The sequence below is a fragment of the Klebsiella sp. genome (assembly GCF_027492335.1).
Lineage (GTDB): Bacteria > Pseudomonadota > Gammaproteobacteria > Enterobacterales > Enterobacteriaceae > Klebsiella > Klebsiella huaxiensis.
The window spans coordinates 37,750-55,670 of the sequence record NZ_JAPUEW010000062.1 but is presented as its reverse complement, the minus strand read 5'-3'; the positions used below and the strand labels follow the sequence as shown (position 1 = coordinate 55,670).

At 51.2% G+C, this 17,921-nt stretch carries 17 protein-coding genes and 1 pseudogene; 12 read left to right on the top strand and 6 right to left on the bottom strand.

Annotated elements, in window-relative coordinates:
• Window positions 1-200: 200 nt before the first annotated feature.
• From QVF11_RS28715 to mnmE, 6 genes and pseudogenes are all read left to right on the top strand, one after another.
• Window positions 201-260 (top strand): annotated as a pseudogene (locus QVF11_RS28715) (hypothetical protein); the annotation flags it as partial.
• Window positions 261-478: 218 nt separating this feature from the next.
• The gene (gene rpmH / locus QVF11_RS18680; protein ID WP_002220736.1) at window positions 479-619 is read left to right on the top strand and encodes a 50S ribosomal protein L34; all 141 of its coding nucleotides are present in this window, start codon (window positions 479-481) and stop codon (window positions 617-619) included.
• Window positions 620-634: 15 nt separating this feature from the next.
• The gene (rnpA, locus tag QVF11_RS18675) at window positions 635-994 is read left to right on the top strand and encodes a ribonuclease P protein component (protein WP_004871829.1); all 360 of its coding nucleotides are present in this window, start codon (window positions 635-637) and stop codon (window positions 992-994) included.
• Complete coding sequence (yidD, locus tag QVF11_RS18670; RefSeq protein ID WP_004871831.1) at window positions 958-1,215, top strand: membrane protein insertion efficiency factor YidD; 258 nt, start codon at window positions 958-960, stop codon at window positions 1,213-1,215. Before rnpA ends, yidD begins: the two co-directional genes overlap by 37 nt.
• A 2-nt stretch (window positions 1,216-1,217) precedes the next feature.
• On the top strand, window positions 1,218-2,864 hold the full coding sequence (gene yidC / locus QVF11_RS18665) for a membrane protein insertase YidC (protein ID WP_287858628.1): 1,647 nt from the start codon (window positions 1,218-1,220) through the stop codon (window positions 2,862-2,864).
• A gap of 194 nt (window positions 2,865-3,058) precedes the next feature.
• Window positions 3,059-4,423, top strand: a complete 1,365-nt coding sequence (gene mnmE / locus QVF11_RS18660) for a tRNA uridine-5-carboxymethylaminomethyl(34) synthesis GTPase MnmE (protein ID WP_287858626.1) — start codon at window positions 3,059-3,061, stop codon at window positions 4,421-4,423.
• Between the two features lie 76 nt (window positions 4,424-4,499).
• On the opposite strand, the gene QVF11_RS18655 is transcribed toward mnmE, so the two are convergent.
• The gene (locus QVF11_RS18655; RefSeq protein WP_287858624.1) at window positions 4,500-5,201 is read right to left on the bottom strand and encodes an HAD family hydrolase; all 702 of its coding nucleotides are present in this window, start codon (window positions 5,199-5,201) and stop codon (window positions 4,500-4,502) included.
• Window positions 5,202-5,294: 93 nt separating this feature from the next.
• On the opposite strand from QVF11_RS18655, the gene QVF11_RS18650 reads away from it, so the two are divergent.
• The 5 genes from QVF11_RS18650 to QVF11_RS18630 all read left to right on the top strand — a co-directional run bounded on the left by QVF11_RS18650 (window position 5,295) and on the right by QVF11_RS18630 (window position 9,904).
• Complete coding sequence (locus QVF11_RS18650) at window positions 5,295-6,182, top strand: LysR family transcriptional regulator (RefSeq protein ID WP_287858622.1); 888 nt, start codon at window positions 5,295-5,297, stop codon at window positions 6,180-6,182.
• 121 nt (window positions 6,183-6,303) lie between these two features.
• Window positions 6,304-7,488 carry an MFS transporter gene (locus QVF11_RS18645; protein WP_287858621.1) on the top strand — a complete coding sequence of 395 codons (1,185 nt, stop codon included), beginning with the start codon at window positions 6,304-6,306 and terminating at the stop codon, window positions 7,486-7,488.
• Window positions 7,457-8,416, top strand: coding sequence for an HTH-type transcriptional regulator YidZ (gene yidZ / locus QVF11_RS18640; RefSeq protein WP_112215613.1), 960 nt, complete (start codon window positions 7,457-7,459; stop codon window positions 8,414-8,416). The genes QVF11_RS18645 and yidZ overlap by 32 nt, the downstream gene beginning before the upstream one ends.
• A 146-nt stretch (window positions 8,417-8,562) precedes the next feature.
• Entirely contained in the window at window positions 8,563-9,300 is a 738-nt protein-coding gene (locus QVF11_RS18635; protein WP_112215612.1) for a 4'-phosphopantetheinyl transferase family protein, read from the top strand.
• Between the two features lie 37 nt (window positions 9,301-9,337).
• The gene (locus tag QVF11_RS18630; protein WP_112215611.1) at window positions 9,338-9,904 is read left to right on the top strand and encodes an NADPH-dependent FMN reductase; all 567 of its coding nucleotides are present in this window, start codon (window positions 9,338-9,340) and stop codon (window positions 9,902-9,904) included.
• Window positions 9,905-9,953: 49 nt separating this feature from the next.
• On the opposite strand, the gene adeP is transcribed toward QVF11_RS18630, so the two are convergent.
• Window positions 9,954-11,291 (bottom strand): adenine permease AdeP, encoded by a 1,338-nt coding sequence (gene adeP / locus QVF11_RS18625; RefSeq protein ID WP_112215610.1) that lies wholly within the window; start codon window positions 11,289-11,291, stop codon window positions 9,954-9,956.
• Window positions 11,292-11,458: 167 nt separating this feature from the next.
• On the opposite strand from adeP, the gene yieH reads away from it, so the two are divergent.
• Window positions 11,459-12,124, top strand: a complete 666-nt coding sequence (yieH, locus tag QVF11_RS18620) for a 6-phosphogluconate phosphatase (protein WP_112215609.1) — start codon at window positions 11,459-11,461, stop codon at window positions 12,122-12,124.
• Window positions 12,125-12,202: 78 nt separating this feature from the next.
• Here yieH and QVF11_RS18615 read toward each other — a convergent pair whose 3' ends face one another.
• The 4 genes from QVF11_RS18615 to bglF form a co-directional block, all read right to left on the bottom strand.
• Window positions 12,203-12,925 (bottom strand): glucosamine-6-phosphate deaminase, encoded by a 723-nt coding sequence (locus QVF11_RS18615; protein ID WP_142513498.1) that lies wholly within the window; start codon window positions 12,923-12,925, stop codon window positions 12,203-12,205.
• A gap of 55 nt (window positions 12,926-12,980) precedes the next feature.
• Window positions 12,981-14,147, bottom strand: a complete 1,167-nt coding sequence (locus QVF11_RS18610; protein WP_112215607.1) for an esterase — start codon at window positions 14,145-14,147, stop codon at window positions 12,981-12,983.
• A gap of 41 nt (window positions 14,148-14,188) precedes the next feature.
• On the bottom strand, window positions 14,189-15,835 hold the full coding sequence (locus QVF11_RS18605; RefSeq protein ID WP_287858619.1) for a carbohydrate porin: 1,647 nt from the start codon (window positions 15,833-15,835) through the stop codon (window positions 14,189-14,191).
• A gap of 170 nt (window positions 15,836-16,005) precedes the next feature.
• Complete coding sequence (gene bglF / locus QVF11_RS18600; RefSeq protein ID WP_462661018.1) at window positions 16,006-17,820, bottom strand: PTS beta-glucoside transporter subunit IIABC; 1,815 nt, start codon at window positions 17,818-17,820, stop codon at window positions 16,006-16,008.
• Window positions 17,821-17,921: the final 101 nt, after the last annotated feature.

Below are 17,921 nucleotides of genomic sequence, written 5' to 3'. Positions count from 1 at the left end.
TGTAAACGATCCCGGGGAGAGTGAAGCACGATTTCAGCCGCATATTGGAAAAATTTAAGCTATACCCTAAATAATTCGAGTTGCAGGAAGGCGGCGACGCAGGGAATCCCCAGGAGCTTACGCTGGTAAGTGACTGGGGTGAGCGAGGAAAGCCAACGCACATGCAACTTGAAGTATAACGGGTATATGCTGGTTTTGGGCTTAATAGATCTAACAAAGATCCTTTGCGATCCTTGCGCTTTATCCACCAGGTCGTATAATCCCCCACCCGGCGCGTAATGCCCGTTTTCCGCATCGTGCCATCGCTTATTTTTTGTGCGGCAAGGTGCGAGAAATAAGGAAAGAGAATTGACTCCGGAGTGTACAATTATTACAATCCGGCCTCTTTAATCACCCACGCTGAGGCGTAGGCCGTTCGAAATTCGTTCGGGTATACGCGAAAGTCAGTGAAATTATTCAAGTTTAGGTAGAAACCGCCATGAAACGCACTTTTCAACCGTCTGTACTGAAGCGCAACCGTTCTCACGGCTTCCGTGCTCGTATGGCTACTAAAAATGGTCGTCAGGTTCTGGCACGTCGTCGTGCTAAAAGCCGTTCTCGTCTGACCGTTTCCAAGTAATAAAGCTAACCCTGAGTGGTTAAGCTCGCATTTCCCAGGGAGTTACGTTTGTTAACTCCCAGTCATTTCACTTTCGTCTTCCAGCAGCCATTACGGGCTGGCACGCCGCAAATCACCATCCTCGGCCGCCAAAATTCGCTGGGGCATCCCCGCATCGGTCTTACTGTCGCCAAGAAAAACGTTAAACGCGCACATGAACGCAATCGGATTAAACGTCTGACGCGTGAAAGCTTCCGTTTACGTCAACATGAACTCCCGCCAATGGATTTCGTGGTGGTGGCGAAGAAGGGGGTTGCCGACCTCGATAACCGTGCTCTCTCGGAAGCGTTGGAAAAATTATGGCGCCGCCACTGTCGCCTGGCTCGCGGGTCCTGATAGGCCTGATTCGGGTCTATCAACGCCTGATTAGTCCGCTACTCGGGCCGCACTGTCGTTTCACACCAACCTGCTCTCAATACGGAATTGAGGCATTGCGCAGGTTTGGACTGATAAAAGGCAGTTGGTTGACGGTGAAACGCGTATTAAAATGCCACCCTTTACACCCTGGTGGTGACGATCCCGTCCCGCCTGGACCATTTGATACCAGAGAACACTAACGATGGATTCGCAACGCAATCTTCTTATCATCGCTTTGTTGTTCGTGTCTTTCATGATCTGGCAAGCCTGGGAGCAGGATAACAATCCTCAGCCTCAGCAGCAGACCACGCAGACAACGACCACAGCAGCGGGTAGCGCCGCCGACCAGGGCGTACCGGCCAGTGGCCAGGGGAAACTGATTACGGTAAAAACCGATGTGCTTGACCTGACCATCAACACCAGCGGTGGTGATGTTGAGCAAGCGCTGCTTCTGGACTATCCAAAAGAGCTGAAATCGACAGAACCGTTCCAGTTACTGGAAACCACGCCGCAGTTTACCTATCAGGCGCAGAGCGGTTTAACCGGTCGTGATGGTCCGGATAACCCGGCCAACGGCCCGCGTCCGCTGTATAACGTCGATAAAGATGCGTTTGTCCTGGCTGATGGCCAGAACGAAATCGTCATTCCGCTGGCATACACCGATAAAGCAGGCAACATTTTCACCAAAACTTTCACCCTGAAACGCGGTGAGTATGCGGTAAATGTCGCCTATAGCGTACAGAACGCCAGCGAAAAACCGCTGGAAGTGTCGACCTTCGGCCAGCTGAAGCAGTCTGCCAATCTGCCGACGCATCGCGATACCCAGACGGGTGGTCTGACGACAATGCACACTTTCCGTGGTGCAGCGTATTCAACATCTGAAACGAAGTACGAAAAGTATAAATTCGACACTATCGTTGATAACGAAAACCTGAACGTCAGCACCAAAAACGGTTGGGTTGCCATGCTGCAGCAGTACTTTACTACCGCATGGGTTCCGCAGAACAACGGCACTAACAACTTCTACACCGCGAATCTCGGTAACGGTATTGTGGCTATCGGCTACAAATCTCAGCCGGTTCTGGTGCAGCCTGGTCAAACCGATAAGCTGGAAAGCACCCTGTGGGTCGGCCCGGCAATTCAGGACAAAATGGCTGCCGTTGCGCCGCATCTTGACCTGACCGTTGACTACGGTTGGCTGTGGTTCATCTCTCAGCCGTTGTTCAAACTGCTGAAATGGATCCATAGCTTCCTGGGTAACTGGGGCTTCTCCATCATCGTTATCACCTTTATCGTTCGTGGCATCATGTACCCGCTGACCAAAGCGCAGTACACCTCCATGGCGAAGATGCGTATGCTGCAGCCGAAGATTCAGGCAATGCGTGAGCGTCTGGGTGATGACAAACAGCGTCAAAGCCAGGAAATGATGGCTCTGTATAAAGCTGAGAAGGTTAACCCGCTGGGTGGCTGCTTCCCGCTGATAATTCAGATGCCAATCTTCCTTGCGCTGTATTACATGCTGAGCGCTTCGGTTGAACTGCGTCATGCACCGTTTATCCTGTGGATCCACGACCTGTCAGCACAAGACCCGTACTACATCCTGCCGATCATCATGGGCGCAACGATGTTCTTCATTCAGAAGATGTCGCCGACCACGGTAACCGACCCGATGCAGCAGAAGATCATGACCTTTATGCCGGTCATCTTCACGGTGTTCTTCCTGTGGTTCCCGTCTGGTCTGGTGGTTTACTATATCGTCAGCAACCTGGTGACCATTATCCAGCAGCAGCTGATTTACCGTGGTCTGGAGAAGCGTGGCCTGCATAGCCGCGAGAAGAAAAAATCCTGATTCTCTTCATTCTTCAAGCTGCAGATGCGTTGGCTTCGTTAGTTCGCCCCAGTCACTTACTTCAGTAAGCTCCTGGGGCCTCTCTAACTTGCCGCCTTCCTGCAACTTGAACTATTTCGAGAATCTACGGTAAAGTTAATGCCAGAGAAGGCGGTCAATAGACCGCCTTTTTTACATTTACATAGAGAGTAATCATGAGCCATAACGACACTATCGTCGCACAGGCAACCCCACCGGGACGCGGTGGTGTGGGCATTCTGCGTATCTCTGGCCTGAAGGCGCGCGACGTCGCACAGGCGGTGCTCGGCAAGCTGCCAAAGCCGCGCTATGCCGACTACCTGCCGTTTAAAGACAGCGATGGCAGCGCGCTGGATCAGGGGATTGCGCTGTGGTTCCCTGGCCCGAATTCCTTCACAGGTGAAGACGTACTAGAACTTCAGGGCCACGGCGGCCCGGTTATCCTCGACCTGCTGCTCAAACGTATTCTGATGCTACCAGGCCTGCGTATCGCCAGGCCCGGTGAGTTCTCCGAGCGCGCGTTTCTCAATGACAAGCTCGATCTGGCTCAGGCCGAGGCAATTGCCGACCTGATCGATGCCAGCTCAGAGCAAGCCGCACGCTCAGCTCTGAACTCTTTACAGGGTGCCTTCTCCACCCGCGTTAACCACCTTGTGGAAGCACTTACTCACCTGCGAATCTACGTGGAAGCGGCCATCGACTTCCCAGACGAGGAGATCGACTTCCTCTCCGATGGCAAAATCGAAGCCCAGCTTAACGAGGTGATTGCCGACCTCGACGCCGTACGCGCCGAAGCGCGCCAGGGCAGCCTGCTGCGCGAAGGGATGAAAGTGGTGATTGCCGGACGTCCGAACGCCGGGAAATCGAGCCTGCTGAACGCGCTGGCGGGTCGTGAAGCGGCTATCGTCACCGATATTGCCGGTACTACCCGCGACGTGCTACGCGAACATATCCATATCGACGGTATGCCGCTGCATATCATCGACACTGCAGGCCTACGCGATGCGAACGATGAGGTCGAGCGCATCGGCATCGAGCGTGCCTGGCAGGAGATTGAACAAGCCGACCGCGTGCTGTTTATGGTCGATGGCACCACCACTGATGCGACCGATCCGGCGGATATCTGGCCGGACTTTATCGCCCGTCTGCCGAAAAACTTGCCGATTACCGTGGTGCGCAATAAAGCGGATATCACCGGCGAGACGCTGGGGCTGAGCGAAGTAAATGGCCACTCACTTGTCCGCCTCTCCGCTCGTACCGGTGAAGGCGTCGACGTGCTGCGCAACCATCTCAAACAGAGTATGGGCTTTGAAACCAATATGGAAGGCGGCTTCCTCGCACGCCGTCGCCATCTGCAGGCGCTGTCCGAGGCAGCAGAGCATCTACAACAGGGGAAAGCGCAGCTGCTGGGCGCATGGGCAGGCGAACTGCTGGCAGAAGAGCTGCGCTTGGCGCAGCAGAACCTGAGCGAAATTACTGGCGAATTTACCTCTGACGACCTGCTGGGACGGATTTTCTCCAGTTTCTGTATTGGCAAATAGGCTCAGTTTGTGAGCATTGACTAACCCGCTTTAACTGTCTGTTAAAGCGGGATTTTTATTATGTCCCTTCCTCATTTTAACGATGCGCTCCCATCTGCACGGAATGTTCAGGAGTGAACAAAAGTACCGGCGTGTTATCGCCTTCTGCCACAACGCGAACCCCACGAAAGTCAGGGATAGCAAGCATTGCACCGTAAGGCAGTAAATCATCGCCGCCGATCCCTACGCAATACGCTCCTGCGGCAACGGCGGAAGTGACTCCGCTGCGGGAATCCTCAAAAACAACCGTCTGATTCGCCGGGATCCCTAGCCGCGCCGCCGCCAGCAGATAGGGGTCGGGATGCGGCTTGCCTCTGGCGACATCATCACGCTCGACGATGACCGAAATGCAGGACTGAATATGAAGCATTTCAATCACCCGCTCGATTTTCTCACGCCAGCCGCTGGTAACAATACCGACGGTGATCCCCGCGTCCTTAAGGGAAGTAATAAGCTCCGCCACACCAAGGATAGCCTCATAACTGGCGGTGTTTTCGACATAAATAATATGTTCCTGGACTTTCTGCCGATCGGCAAGATGCAGGTCATTAAACAGCGCGCGAATCGTGTGTGGTCCCGGCTGACCATGAATATGTTTAATAATATCTTCGTCGCTAATTTCACGGCCGTACATTTTCGCGGCTTCACACCATGCACGCTCGATAACAGCATTAGAATCAATTAATACACCATCCATATCGAAAAGAACGGCTAACTTTATCGACTTATTTTGACACATCAATATCGTCCTTATTTATAATGAAAGACCTCTTGGCAAGTATGCTCTGACTTATGATAGAGTATATAATTCCATTTTTTCAGAGTTCGATAAATGTCAGGAATGGATATAAGACTCATACGCGCATTTGTTACAGTTGCAGAACAAGGTAGCTACCACAAGGCCGCTATGGCCCTGCACCTCACGCAGCCAGCCTTATCCAAACAAATCCAGGCATTAGAGCAGCAGATCGGTGGGGCGCTTTTCCAGCGCGGACGCTACGGTGCGATACTCACTGAGCTTGGGCTGCAGCTGTTTTCGAAAGCTCAAGATCTGGTAAAACAACACCATCATTTTTTAAGTTATACGCGAGAAATACAGAAAAAGAATAGCGATAGTTTATTAATTGGGTTTGGAATTTCATCATTCAATACCGTTCCGGCGTGGATCAATACATTTCAAAATATGCATACAGGAATAGAGTTATCCGTGAGTCATATTCCATCAAGCGTGCAATGTAAACTATTAATGGATGGATCTCTGCATGTCGGTTTTGTTCGCCTTCCGATGACCGAACCACTAAGTTCAATATTCATTAAACATGAAAAACTTATTCTGGCGGCGCCATCAGCAAAAACCTGGCAGCAAAAAAGCGAGCGGGATATTTTAATGTCGAACACAATATTGCAAATTAATCCGGATCAAAGCCCCTGCCTGGCGGAACAAACAAGGCAATATCTTCTGCAAAGCGACATCACAGCTGAACCCGCATCCGTTACGGATGATATACATACTTTATTGGCCCTGATCGCCGGGGGAAACGGCGTCGCGTTGCTACCAGAAAGCGTGCGTAACTTCCTCCCTGCCGGAGTGAGTCTGCACAATCTTGAAGGAAACCAGGCTGGCTGGGATATTGGCCTCGTCTGGAATTCGCAGATAAGTAATCATTTACGCGATCAATTTATCGAGACAGTAAAAAACAATATAAAATCAAACCATTAACCTATAATCGTTTATCTCCGAAGCGTTTTTCCTCCCAGGAAATCATTGTTGTCCAAATGGCAACTCGTACTGCCGCGCGATCGTCTCTATTCTGTACGACATTCTTATCGCGAGGGGTTCTATGGCACGCTTTCTTATCTGTAGTTTTGCGCTGGTTTTGCTTTATCCATCCGGCATCGATATGTATCTGGTCGGCCTGCCGCGCATCGCACAGGACCTGGGGGCCAGCGAAGCGCAACTGCACATTGCCTTCTCGGTTTATCTCGCGGGAATGGCCGCCGCGATGCTGTTTGCTGGCCGTATAGCGGATAAATCAGGACGTAAGCCGGTCGCCATATTCGGAGCTATAGTCTTTGTTCTGGCGTCCCTGCTCTGTTCTCAAGCGCAGGTCAGTACCCACTTCCTGATTGGGCGTTTTATTCAGGGGATTGGCGCGGGTAGCTGCTACGTCGTCGCCTTTGCCGTTCTGCGCGATACCCTCGACGATCGCCGCCGTGCCAAAGTCCTGTCGTTGCTAAACGGCATCACCTGCATTATTCCGGTACTGGCTCCGGTACTGGGCCATCTGATTATGCTGAAATACCCCTGGCAGAGCCTGTTCTATACCATGACCGGCATGGGCGTTCTGGTGGGCCTGCTTTCGATTTTTGCGTTGCGGGAAACGCGCCCAACCTCCATACCGCACACGGAAACACAGCAAAATATCGCCCCCGAGTCGCTACTTAACCGCTTTTTCCTCAGCCGAATTGTCATTACCACCCTGAGCGTGACGACTATCCTGACCTACGTTAACGTCTCCCCGGTGCTGATGATGGAAGAGATGGGCTTCGATCGCGGGACCTATTCCATGGCAATGGCGATGATGGCGCTGGTCAGTATGATAGTTTCATTTTCGACGCCGTTTGCCCTGACGCTGTTTAAGCCGCGCACGCTGATGCTGACCTCACAGGTTCTGTTCTTTATCGCTGGGGTGCTACTTAGTCTCTCCACCAGCCAGGCCATGACAATGCTGGGACTGGGGCTTATTTGCGCCGGATTCTCCGTCGGCTTTGGCGTGGCGATGAGTCAGGCTTTAGGGCCATTTACCCTGCGCGCGGGCGTCGCAAGCTCAGTTTTGGGGATTGCTCAGGTCTGCGGCTCTTCGCTGTGGATTTGGCTGGCGGCGATCGTCGGACTCAGCGCAATGAATATGCTGATCGGGATACTCATTGCCTGTAGCATAGTAAGCATTGTTCTGATTATGGTCGCTTCCCCGTCGCGGGCCGCGCAGCGCTATGAAGAAACCCCTATCGAGTCTCGATCTTAACTTACTCTTGTGCCTGCAACTTTTAACGCAGGAGCTCAGCGTCACCCGCACGGCGAAACGAATGAACGTCTCGCCGTCGGCAGTGAGTAAGTCGCTGGCCAAGCTGCGCGCCTGGTTTGACGATCCTTTGTTTGTTAAAACCCCTCAGGGACTGTCACCCACGCCGCTGATGAGCAGCATGGAGCAGGATTTAGCGGACTGGATGCAGATGGGCAATCAGATCCTCGATAAGCCTCATCACACGATGCCAAGCGGTCTGAAGTTTGAGCTGGCAGCGGAGTCGCCGCTGCTGATGATCCTGCTGAATTCGCTTTCTCAGCGGATCTACCAGCACTATCCTCAGGCGCTGATCCGCCTGCGTAATTGGGATTACGATTCACTGGATGCCATTATTCGTGGCGAAGTCGATATCGGTTTTTGCGGGCGTGAAACCCATCCGCGCTCCCGGGAACAGCTAAGTATGCTGCCCTGGTATATCGATTTTGAGGTTCTGTTTACCGACCTGCCGCAGGTGTGGCTACGCGCCGATCACCCCGCACTCAGCGAGGAATGGAGTCTTGAGACTTTTTTACGCTATCCGCACATCAATATATGCTGGGAACAGAGCGATACCTGGGCGCTGGATGACGTGCTGCACGATCTGGGGCATAAACGCACCGTGGCGTTGACCGTGCCAGGTTTTGAGCAGTCGCTGTTTATGGCCGCACAGCCAAATCATACGATGCTAGCGACTGCACCACGCTATTGTCAGCGTTATAATCAGCAGCACCATCTACCGCTGGTCTCGCTTCCACTACCGCTGGAACCATCGCTTCTGGAGAAAGTGCGCGTCCCCTTCACGCTGCTGTGGCATAAGCGCAATAGCTACAACCCGAAGATCGTCTGGCTGCGAGAAACCCTAAGGCAGCTCTATATCGACCCGTTGTAGCCCTGGTTTGCCTCGTTCGCGCAATAAATTGTAAAATTCACACAATTTCCCTTTTCAAGAGGGAATTTCCGCATTAAAACCTGACTATTCTGAGCGATAATATTATTCGCAGTTTTTATCATTGACCATTAATCACGGAGCGACGAATGGCAACGCATTTTGCAAGAGGGATACTCAACACCAGAGAACCACAATCAACGCGCCTGTCGGCGGCCTGTCATCAATCGGCAAGACGCCTGCCCGAGTACCGACAAAGCCGCTATCGTGCATCACGATCGCTACTCGCAGAACTTCTCTTCATGTTGTATGGCATCAGTGAACTTCCCGAAATAATTGACGAAGAGAATGGTAAACCGACTTTTCGCGACGAACACCTCCCACGCTTCTCCATCTCTTATGCCGGAAATATCGTCGGCGTAGCATTAACCACCGAAGGGGATTGCGGCCTGGATATGGAGCTACGGCACACCACCCAGGGTTTACATTCATTACATGATGCTGACCGCTACGCTTTTAATAGCAATGAGCGTTTATGGATTAGCAATCAGCACGACCCCGATGAAGCACGCGCTCAACTGGCTGCACTACGTAAAAGCATCCTGAAACTGACTGGGGAATCCCCAGTTCACCTACAGCTTCTCCCAGGATCGGGCAGATTACGAACGGGCAGAATGCAGCCAATAGAAGCCGTCTGTGACGCCGAAACAGTGCTGGTCTGGTCCATCGCCGCAAGCCCGGATATTGGCCAACTAAAAATCTGGGAATATGGCGGCAAAGCGGGGTGGCACAGCCTGCCTGACGTGCAAATTCGTGCAAAAGAGTTATCCACCCGACTCATGCGCTTTACCAGCTTACCAACCGAAAAAGCCTTCTCCCTCAACTGACCGGCCCGTCCGGCCATCATGATGCAAAGGAGCAATCATGTCTGATACGTTGAAAGTTGTTACGTTACTCGGAAGCCTGCGCAAGGGCTCTTTTAATGCCATGGTAGCGCGCACCCTGCCCGGCATTGCGCCTGCGGGAATGGAAATCTCCGCTTTACCATCCATTGGCGCGATTCCGCTGTACGATGCTGACGCCCAACAGGAAGAGGGATTCCCGCAAAGCGTGCAGGATATTGCTCAGAAAATTCGCGAAGCGGATGGTGTGGTTATCGTGACTCCAGAATATAACTACTCGGTTCCTGGAGGCCTGAAAAATGCCATCGACTGGCTGTCTCGCCTGCCAGAACAACCCCTATCCGGCAAACCGGTATTGATTCAAACCAGCTCAATGGGCGCTATTGGCGGCGCGCGCTGCCAGTATCATCTGCGTCAGATTCTGGTCTTCCTCGATGCGATGGTGATGAACAAGCCAGAGTTTATGGGCGGCGTGATTCAGAACAAGGTCGATCCGCAGGAGGGGAAAGTGGTCGATCAGAGTACGCTCGATCATCTCAGCGGGCAGCTAAGCGCCTTTGCCGAGTATATTCAGCGGGTTAAAGCGTAATATTGTTCCCTCACACTCGCCAGCATGCCGAGTGTGAGGGGAACGCGCATTAATGAGCGTCGATAAACACAATCTTCAGCACGAACAGCAGTGAAACCACAATCACGCATGGGCTGAGGTCACGCAGACGGCCGGTACCAATCTTCATCACGCAGTAAGAGATAAAGCCTAAGGCAATACCTTCGGTAATAGAGAAGCTAAACGGCATCATCACGGCGGTAATAAACGCAGGAACCGATTCGGTCAGGTCATCCCACTTCACTCGCGCCAGGCTGGACGTCATCAGAACGCCAACGTAAATCAGCGCACCGGCTGCGGCATAGGCAGGAACCATGCCTGCCAGCGGCGACAGGAAGATAACCAGCAGGAACAGAAGACCAACCACTACAGCGGTTAAGCCGGTGCGGCCGCCAACGGAAACCCCTGAAGACGATTCGATATAGGCAGTTACGGAAGAGGTGCCAATAAAAGAACCCGCAACGGACGAAACGCTATCGACAAACAGCGCCTGCTTCATGCGCGGGAACTTACCCTTCTCATCGGCCAGACCGGCTTTATCAGTCACGCCGATCAGGGTACCGGAGGAGTCAAACAGGTTCACCAGCATAAACGAGAAGATCACGCCTGCCAGACCGAGGTTCAGCGAGCCCGCCAGATCAACATGACCAATCACCGTGGTCACGCTCGGCGGCGCAGAAACGATGCCGGTATAGTGAACATCACCCAATATCCAGCCCAGCAGCGTGGTGACCACGATAGAAACCAGTACCGCCGCGTGAATATTGCGGGAAGCCAGAATAGCGATAATAAAGAAGCCAAGAATACCCAGCAATACGCTGTGGGACGTCAGGTTGCCAATACTCACCAGGGTGTCTTTGTTTGCGACAATCACACCCGCGTTTTTCAGGCCCATCATGCCGATAAACAGACCGATACCGCTGGTGATACCGACACGCAGGCTAACCGGGATATTAGCAATCATCCAGTAGCGTACGCGGAAAATCGTCAGCAGCAGCAGGCCTACAGCGCCCCAGAAAATCGCGCCCATTCCGACCTGCCACGGCAGGCCCATCGCCTGGACCACGACAAACGCAAAGAAGGCATTAAGGCCCATTGCTGGTGCCAGTGCCACCGGCAGGTTAGCAAACAGCCCCATCATGATGCTGCCGAATGCGGCGATCAGACAGGTGGTGACGAAAACAGCGCTGGTATCCATACCCGCCACGCCGAGAATCTGTGGGTTAACGAAAACGATGTACACCATCGTCAGGAAGGTGGTGAAACCTGCAATCGCTTCGGTACGTGCCGTCGTGCCGTGTTCGCGGAGTTTGAACACGCGCTCCAGCAGACCCTGGCCAGAAGACTGGCTGGTTTGTTGTTGACTCATTATCGGTTTCCGAACAAAGGAGGGAAAATTCGTCGCTATCCTATACCAAAATGCGACAATAAGGGCAGTTGTGAGATACTTTTTTTCATTGATTTTGCTTATACGGCAACGATTGCGTCTCACGAATCAGCATGACGAAAACGTTAACTTACTAAAATGGAAACGACATGACCCAACCAGAATCAGTATTTTTCGACTGTGACGGCACGCTGGTCGACAGCGAGGTGATCTGCTCCCGCGCCTACGTCCATATGTTCAGGGAATTTGGCATTACGCTGGATTTAGAAGAAATTTTTAAGCGCTTCAAGGGCGTAAAACTTTACGAGATTATCGACACCATTAACGCGGAGTACGGCGTTGACCTGCAAAAAGCGACTCTTGAGCCAGTTTACCGCGATGAAGTTGCGCGTCTCTTTGATACTGAACTGGAAGTCATCCCTGGCGCACAGGCGCTGCTGGATTCGGTCAAGGTGCCGATGTGCGTGGTCTCCAACGGCCCGGTGAGCAAAATGCAGCACTCTCTCGGCAAAACCGGAATGCTGCACCATTTTCCTGAGCGTCTGTACAGCGGGTACGACATCCAGCGCTGGAAGCCCGATCCGGCCCTGATGCTCCATGCCGCAAAAGCGATGAACGTGAACGTCGAGAACTGCATTCTGGTCGATGATTCCAGCGCAGGCGCGCAGTCAGGGATCGCTGCCGGAATGGAGGTATTCTACTTCTGCGCCGATCCGCACAACAAACCGATCGTGCATCCGAAAGTGACGACGTTTACCCACCTGGACGAACTACCGGACCTGTGGAAAGCGCGCGGCTGGGATATTACTCGATAAATGCGGAGCGTAGCGCAATCCAGCGTTATCCCGGATTGCGCTACGCTTAGAGCCTAATGGAATAGGCTCCTGGTGAAGCTACGGCTTGCTCAACTCTGCAACAGCCGCCTTATCAGCAATAATCACCAGTGAAGGATGCAGTTTCAGTACCGAAGCTGGAACCTGCTCGCTCACCTCTCCTTCAATAACCTGTTTCAGCGCCTGAGCTTTTGCCGCACCGCTGACGATAAGCAGCAGATTTTTCGCCGCCATCACGCTTTTCGGCCCCATGGTAACGTAGCTATCCGGTACCACTGAGAAATCCCCGCCCATTTCGCCATGTGCAACAAGGCCTACCATCTCCCCGGCAATCGGAACTTCAACCGTCGCATCGTGGAAACGCGTGGTATTTGGCAGGTTACCGCAAAAATGGCCGTCAGCACCCAGCCCCATAACGATCAGGTCAAGGCCACCATCTTCCTGTAACTGACGGTCATGGTGCATAAAGTTTTCATGGCTGAGCTTGTGGATATTCTGTTCCTGAATCTGCGCGGGAGTGAAAAACAGATTACGCAGATTACTGATGGTGATGCCCTCACGATCCTGGCCGCGGAAAGGAATCTCATCAAAATTGTAATAATGAACCTGAGAATAAAAGGGTTTCCCTTTGATGGCAGCAGTCAAATGCTCATACATTTTCTTCGGCGTGCTGCCTGCCGTCACCGCCAAATTCATCCTCCGCGGTGCGGTGATGTAGCCCAGGACATGATGGCTGGCGACCAGGCTCATCTCTTCATAATCTTCCGTCACGATTAATTTCATTTTATCTCCCTGTAAATATTGAAGATAAGGGGCCAGAATCCTGGCCCCTTATCTTTTACTTAAATAGCTTCTGCACAAACTCGGCGTAGGCCGGACGCCAGACGTCCATTTCATGGTTTAGACCGGGATATTCATGGTAATCAAACTTGATTTTCTGCTTTTCCAGCTCAGTTTTCAGACCCGCAATATCCTTCCCGGTGACAACATCTTTCTCACCGACAACCACCGTAAAGTTACGCAGTTGCTTATTGATCGCCTGCGGCTGGTTTAGTTGCGCTTCCACGCCTGCATCCGGCACCGTTGTTGTCGTTACGCCGCTGAAAGTTGCCAGCCAGCCGAAACTTTCAAGATGGTTCATCCCAGAGACCAGCGCCTGGTAGCCGCCCTGCGACAGCCCGGCGAGCGCCCGGCCATCCGCGTCTTTACGCACATTGAAGCGTTCATCAATCAGCGGAATGATGTCGTTCATTAACTCTTTATCGGCCGCTTTGGCATTTAGCGGATAGAAGGTTTTGCGCCTCTCCTGCGGCGGGAAGTTCTCCGCGATCGCTTCAGGAACATCGGTCTCAGTATCCGGTACCACCACTAACATCGGCTTGATTTTGCCTTCCGCCAGCAGGTTATCCATGATCTGCGGGATGCGTCCCTGATCGATAGCCGATAAACCACTGTCGCCAAAGCCGTGATAGAAATAGAGTACCGGCAGCGGCTCACCCGTACCGGTATAACCCGGCGGCGTCCAGACGTAGGCACGACGTTCAGAATTCAGCGCCTTTGAGTGATAGGTCAACGTCCGTAACTCACCGTGAGCGACCGCCCGATCGTCAAGAATGCTGCCCGGCACCAGAATCAGGCTGGTATTCACCTGGCGCTGCGGCTTCTGATAGCGGCTGCCGGTATCAACAGAGCGGAATCCATCAACATCAAAATAGTATTCGTAGAGGTTAGGGGCCAGAGCTTCGCCTTTCCACGTCCAAATCCCCTGCTCGTCTTTAGTCATATCGTGAGAAACAAAGGTATCTGGCGTTGCGCCCGTCACCACAGAAACGCGTTTTGCGTCCGGCGCAAACAGGCGGAAGGTTATGCTCTTATCAGCGTTAACCTGCGTAATATACTGGCTGACTGGGATCGACCCGTTTGGCGTTGCCGGAAACGGCGCTGCATGGACGAAAAACGCTGCACCCGCCAGCGCCAGAGCGAAATAAATAGCATGTCGTTTCATCGTTATTCCTCTTGAAAATTTTGTCCTGACCGTTGCCAGCTTTACCACCAGATTTCAGCCTGGGCGCCAACGGCAAATTGATCGTTTTTACCATCTTCAAAAATGCTGCTGGTATTGCTGTTCGCTGCCTTATCCAGGTCGATGTCCTTCGCTTTAATATAAGTCGCATAGAAACGGATTTCCGGGCGGGAGGTCAGCATACTGGTATTCACTTTGAAGGTATGGAACAGCGTGGTCTTATAGCCAGATTCGTTATATTTCTTGCCAGTTAGATCTTTGTTCTGCTGCTTGAAGTACCCTAGCTCAACGCCGGTCTGGTTGTATTTATCCCAAATATAGGCAGGGCGGACGACGGCGCGAATGGATTCAAAGTCAGAGTGTGCCCCAGTTTCGTAGCTATAGATATCGTTGCCAAAGGAGTAAACGATCGCGTTGGCCAGAATCACGTCATCACGCAAGTAGGTTTCGCCCTGCGAGGTTAAACGAACGGCGGTACCGTTGGTATGATCACCATAATATTTGCCATTATTTGTCGTAAACGGACTGGCCCCGGCGTAGCGCGAGAAGCTACTGGCAATCGAGTTATTTGCCAACAGGAACGAAAATTCATTAAAGCCGCCGTTATCAAATTTCTGCGTTAACGACGTTCCCGCCATCCAGGTATCTTTCCACTCATAATATCCATTATTCCCTTCATTATATTTCTCTGATGAGCTTTGGTTAGCCGCCACATAGCGCCCGGTAACCATCAGAGAAGCTTTATCCCAGAGAGGAATCTCTTTATAACGAATATCAATGGTATTGGTGTTAATTTGCTGGCTTTTGGTCAACGAGCGGTTGTAATCATCAACATCTTCGCGTACCAGTGCGATATCAAATTTACCCGCACCCACCTGCCAGTTCTCAAGACCAATACCGGCCGCCGCATCCGTTCTCTGGGTTTTCCAGTCCAGCATCTGGATTTCAATTTTCGGCGCACCATGCTTACCGACCCAAAAATCCGCTTCCGGCGCGAACGGCAGGAAACCTTTGGTATTCACGTACATATCAGAGAACTGCATATAGTTCTCGCCGCCAGCGTTGTCGCCGAACCAGCCAGTGGAATATTGCTGGCCAACGTTACCATCAAGCATAACAATCGCATCGACGCGCTTATTACCTTCCTGATAAACACGTTGCTTGAGTTGCAAATCAAACCAGCCAGAATATTCATTACCAAAGCGGCCAAGCGAACCAATAGCCCAGGACTTTGGCGATCCATGAGATGCGGTTCCCCAGCCAGAGCGGTAGTAACCGTTGTAGCTAAAGCCAATTTCATCCTTCACAAACTTACTGAAATCTTTCATCGTTATAGAGCTATAAATAGATTCTCCATTAGCCGTGGTTTGATCATTTCTTACCAGTACGGCGGCTGGTTTTTGCGCACTGCCCGCAGGTGCCGGAGCGCTCACCACCTGTTGAGCAGCGCTTCCTTTATTACCGTCAGGCTGAGTATTTGAGACCCATATCTGAGTCCTGGTCTTTTCTTCGTCTTTGTATTTTTTAAGCTCTTTCTGCGTATCCTTAAGCGCTTGTTCCAGAAGCTCAAGACGTTGCTCAACCGTCAGTGATTCCGCCATGGCATTAGCGGTATAAGCAAGCGGAGCCATAAGAATAATTGCAGATGTAATCAGATTTCTTTTAAACATAATATCCCTTTATCTAATTATTGGCATAAAACGGAATACCGTTAACAAATAAATACGCCAGATAACACTCCGGCTCCGACGCTATATAAAAACGCTATCATTCAAACGCAAACATTAAAGATGCCTCCTTTAAACCCATGGTTACAGAAAAGGAAATCTGTCATTTATACTTATTTAATGATCGACAGAAGCTCACTCCCGGAAAGAACCTGTTCCTTCCCTAAAACCAGAACATCTATATAATCATCACTATTGATTATTAGTATTGGCGTCACGAGATTAAAACCAGCAGCAGATATCGCGGGGAGGTCAAAAGACAATAAGAGATCACCCGCAGAAATTTTATCACCGACATCAATATGAGAAGTAAAATGCTGTCCTTTCAATTTAACGGTATCAAGGCCAACATGAATAAGGATCTCCGCGCCATCATCAGACTTAATACCAATGGCGTGTAATGACTCAAATAAAGAGATAACCTCGCCCGAAACGGGCGAATAGACCGTACCGCTATTAGGTAAAATCGCGATGCCTTTGCCTAATAAACCGCTGGCGAAAGTGTTATCAGGTACCAGTTCGAGAGGAACGATAGTTCCGTTCATGGGAGAGACGATCGTTTCAAATTTCTGCAACGGTTGATTGTTCAGTTCAACGGTGGATTCTTCTGGTTGCGGTTGGCTATTTTTCTTGCCAAAAATGCCGAACAACAGGGTACCAAGGAAAGCTAATCCCATTGCCAGGAAGCTACCGATAATGCAGGCCCAAACCGTGTAATCAACCCCCGTCGATGGAATGGTTTGCATAAAGGTAAAAATGCTCGGAACACCAAAAGAGTAAACTTTCGTCTGCGCGAAACCCACTAGTGCAGCGCCAATACCACCACTCACGCAGGCCACAATAAACGGATAACGACGCGGTAAGTTAACACCATAAACAGCAGGTTCAGTGATACCAAAAAGTCCGGTTAACGAAGCTGACCCCGCCACCACTTTTTTCTGTGCATCGCGTTCGTTGATAAAAATAGCCAGCGCGGCGCCCACCTGAGCCAGAATGGCTGGCGTCATTAGCGGCAGCATCGTGTCATAACCGAGCACGGTGAAATTATTGATACATAACGGAACCAAACCCCAATGCAGGCCAAACATTACGAACACCTGCCACAATCCGCCCATCACTGCACCAGCTAACCAGGGCGCTGTTTGATAGAGAAACAGATAGGCCAGCGCCAGCATTTCACTCAGCCATGTAGACACCGGACCTACCGCTAAAAAGGTGAGCGGCGTAATAACGACCAGGCAAATCAGAGGAGAAAAGAAGTTTTTGATGGCTGAAGGCAGCCATCGATTCAATCTTTTCTCCAACAGGCTACAGAGCCAGGCAGAAAAAATAATCGGGATCACGGAAGATGTATAATTGATAAAGGTAATCGGCATACCCAGAAAATTCAGGATCGGGTTATCCGGATTTTGCGCTTTTTCAAATGCCTGCAAAATCAATGGGTGAGTTAGCGCCCCACCAATCACCATCGTAGTAAACGGGTTACAACCAAATCGTTGCCCCGCCGTGTAGCCCAGAATAATGGGGAAGAAATAAAACAGGGAATCACTGACGCTGAACATCAGCAAATAAGTACCGCTCTGCTCGGTTGTCCATCCGCAAACGAGTGATAGTGCCAGAACACCTTTTAAAATACCGGTAGCTGCCATCAACCCTATAAAAGGCGTAAATATCCCGGAGATGATATAGATAAGCTTATTGAATATATTATCCTTATCCTCTTCTTTTTTTACACTATCAGCGTTGTTTATTACCCCAATCAACCCATTAATAGTATTGAACATATCAGCAACGTGATTACCAATAACAACCTGAAACTGGCCGCCACTTTCGACAACCATAATAATGCCGGTGGTATTTTTAAGTCTCTCAGCCTGAGCTTTACTCCGATCGTGAAGCTTAAAGCGTAAACGTGTTGCACAGTGCATCAGACTAATGATGTTCTCTCACCCGCCAACGCCAGCGATTATTTTTTCGGCTAATGCCTTCATGATTTACCCTCAAACATCCTTGCCTGGAATCAAAAAAA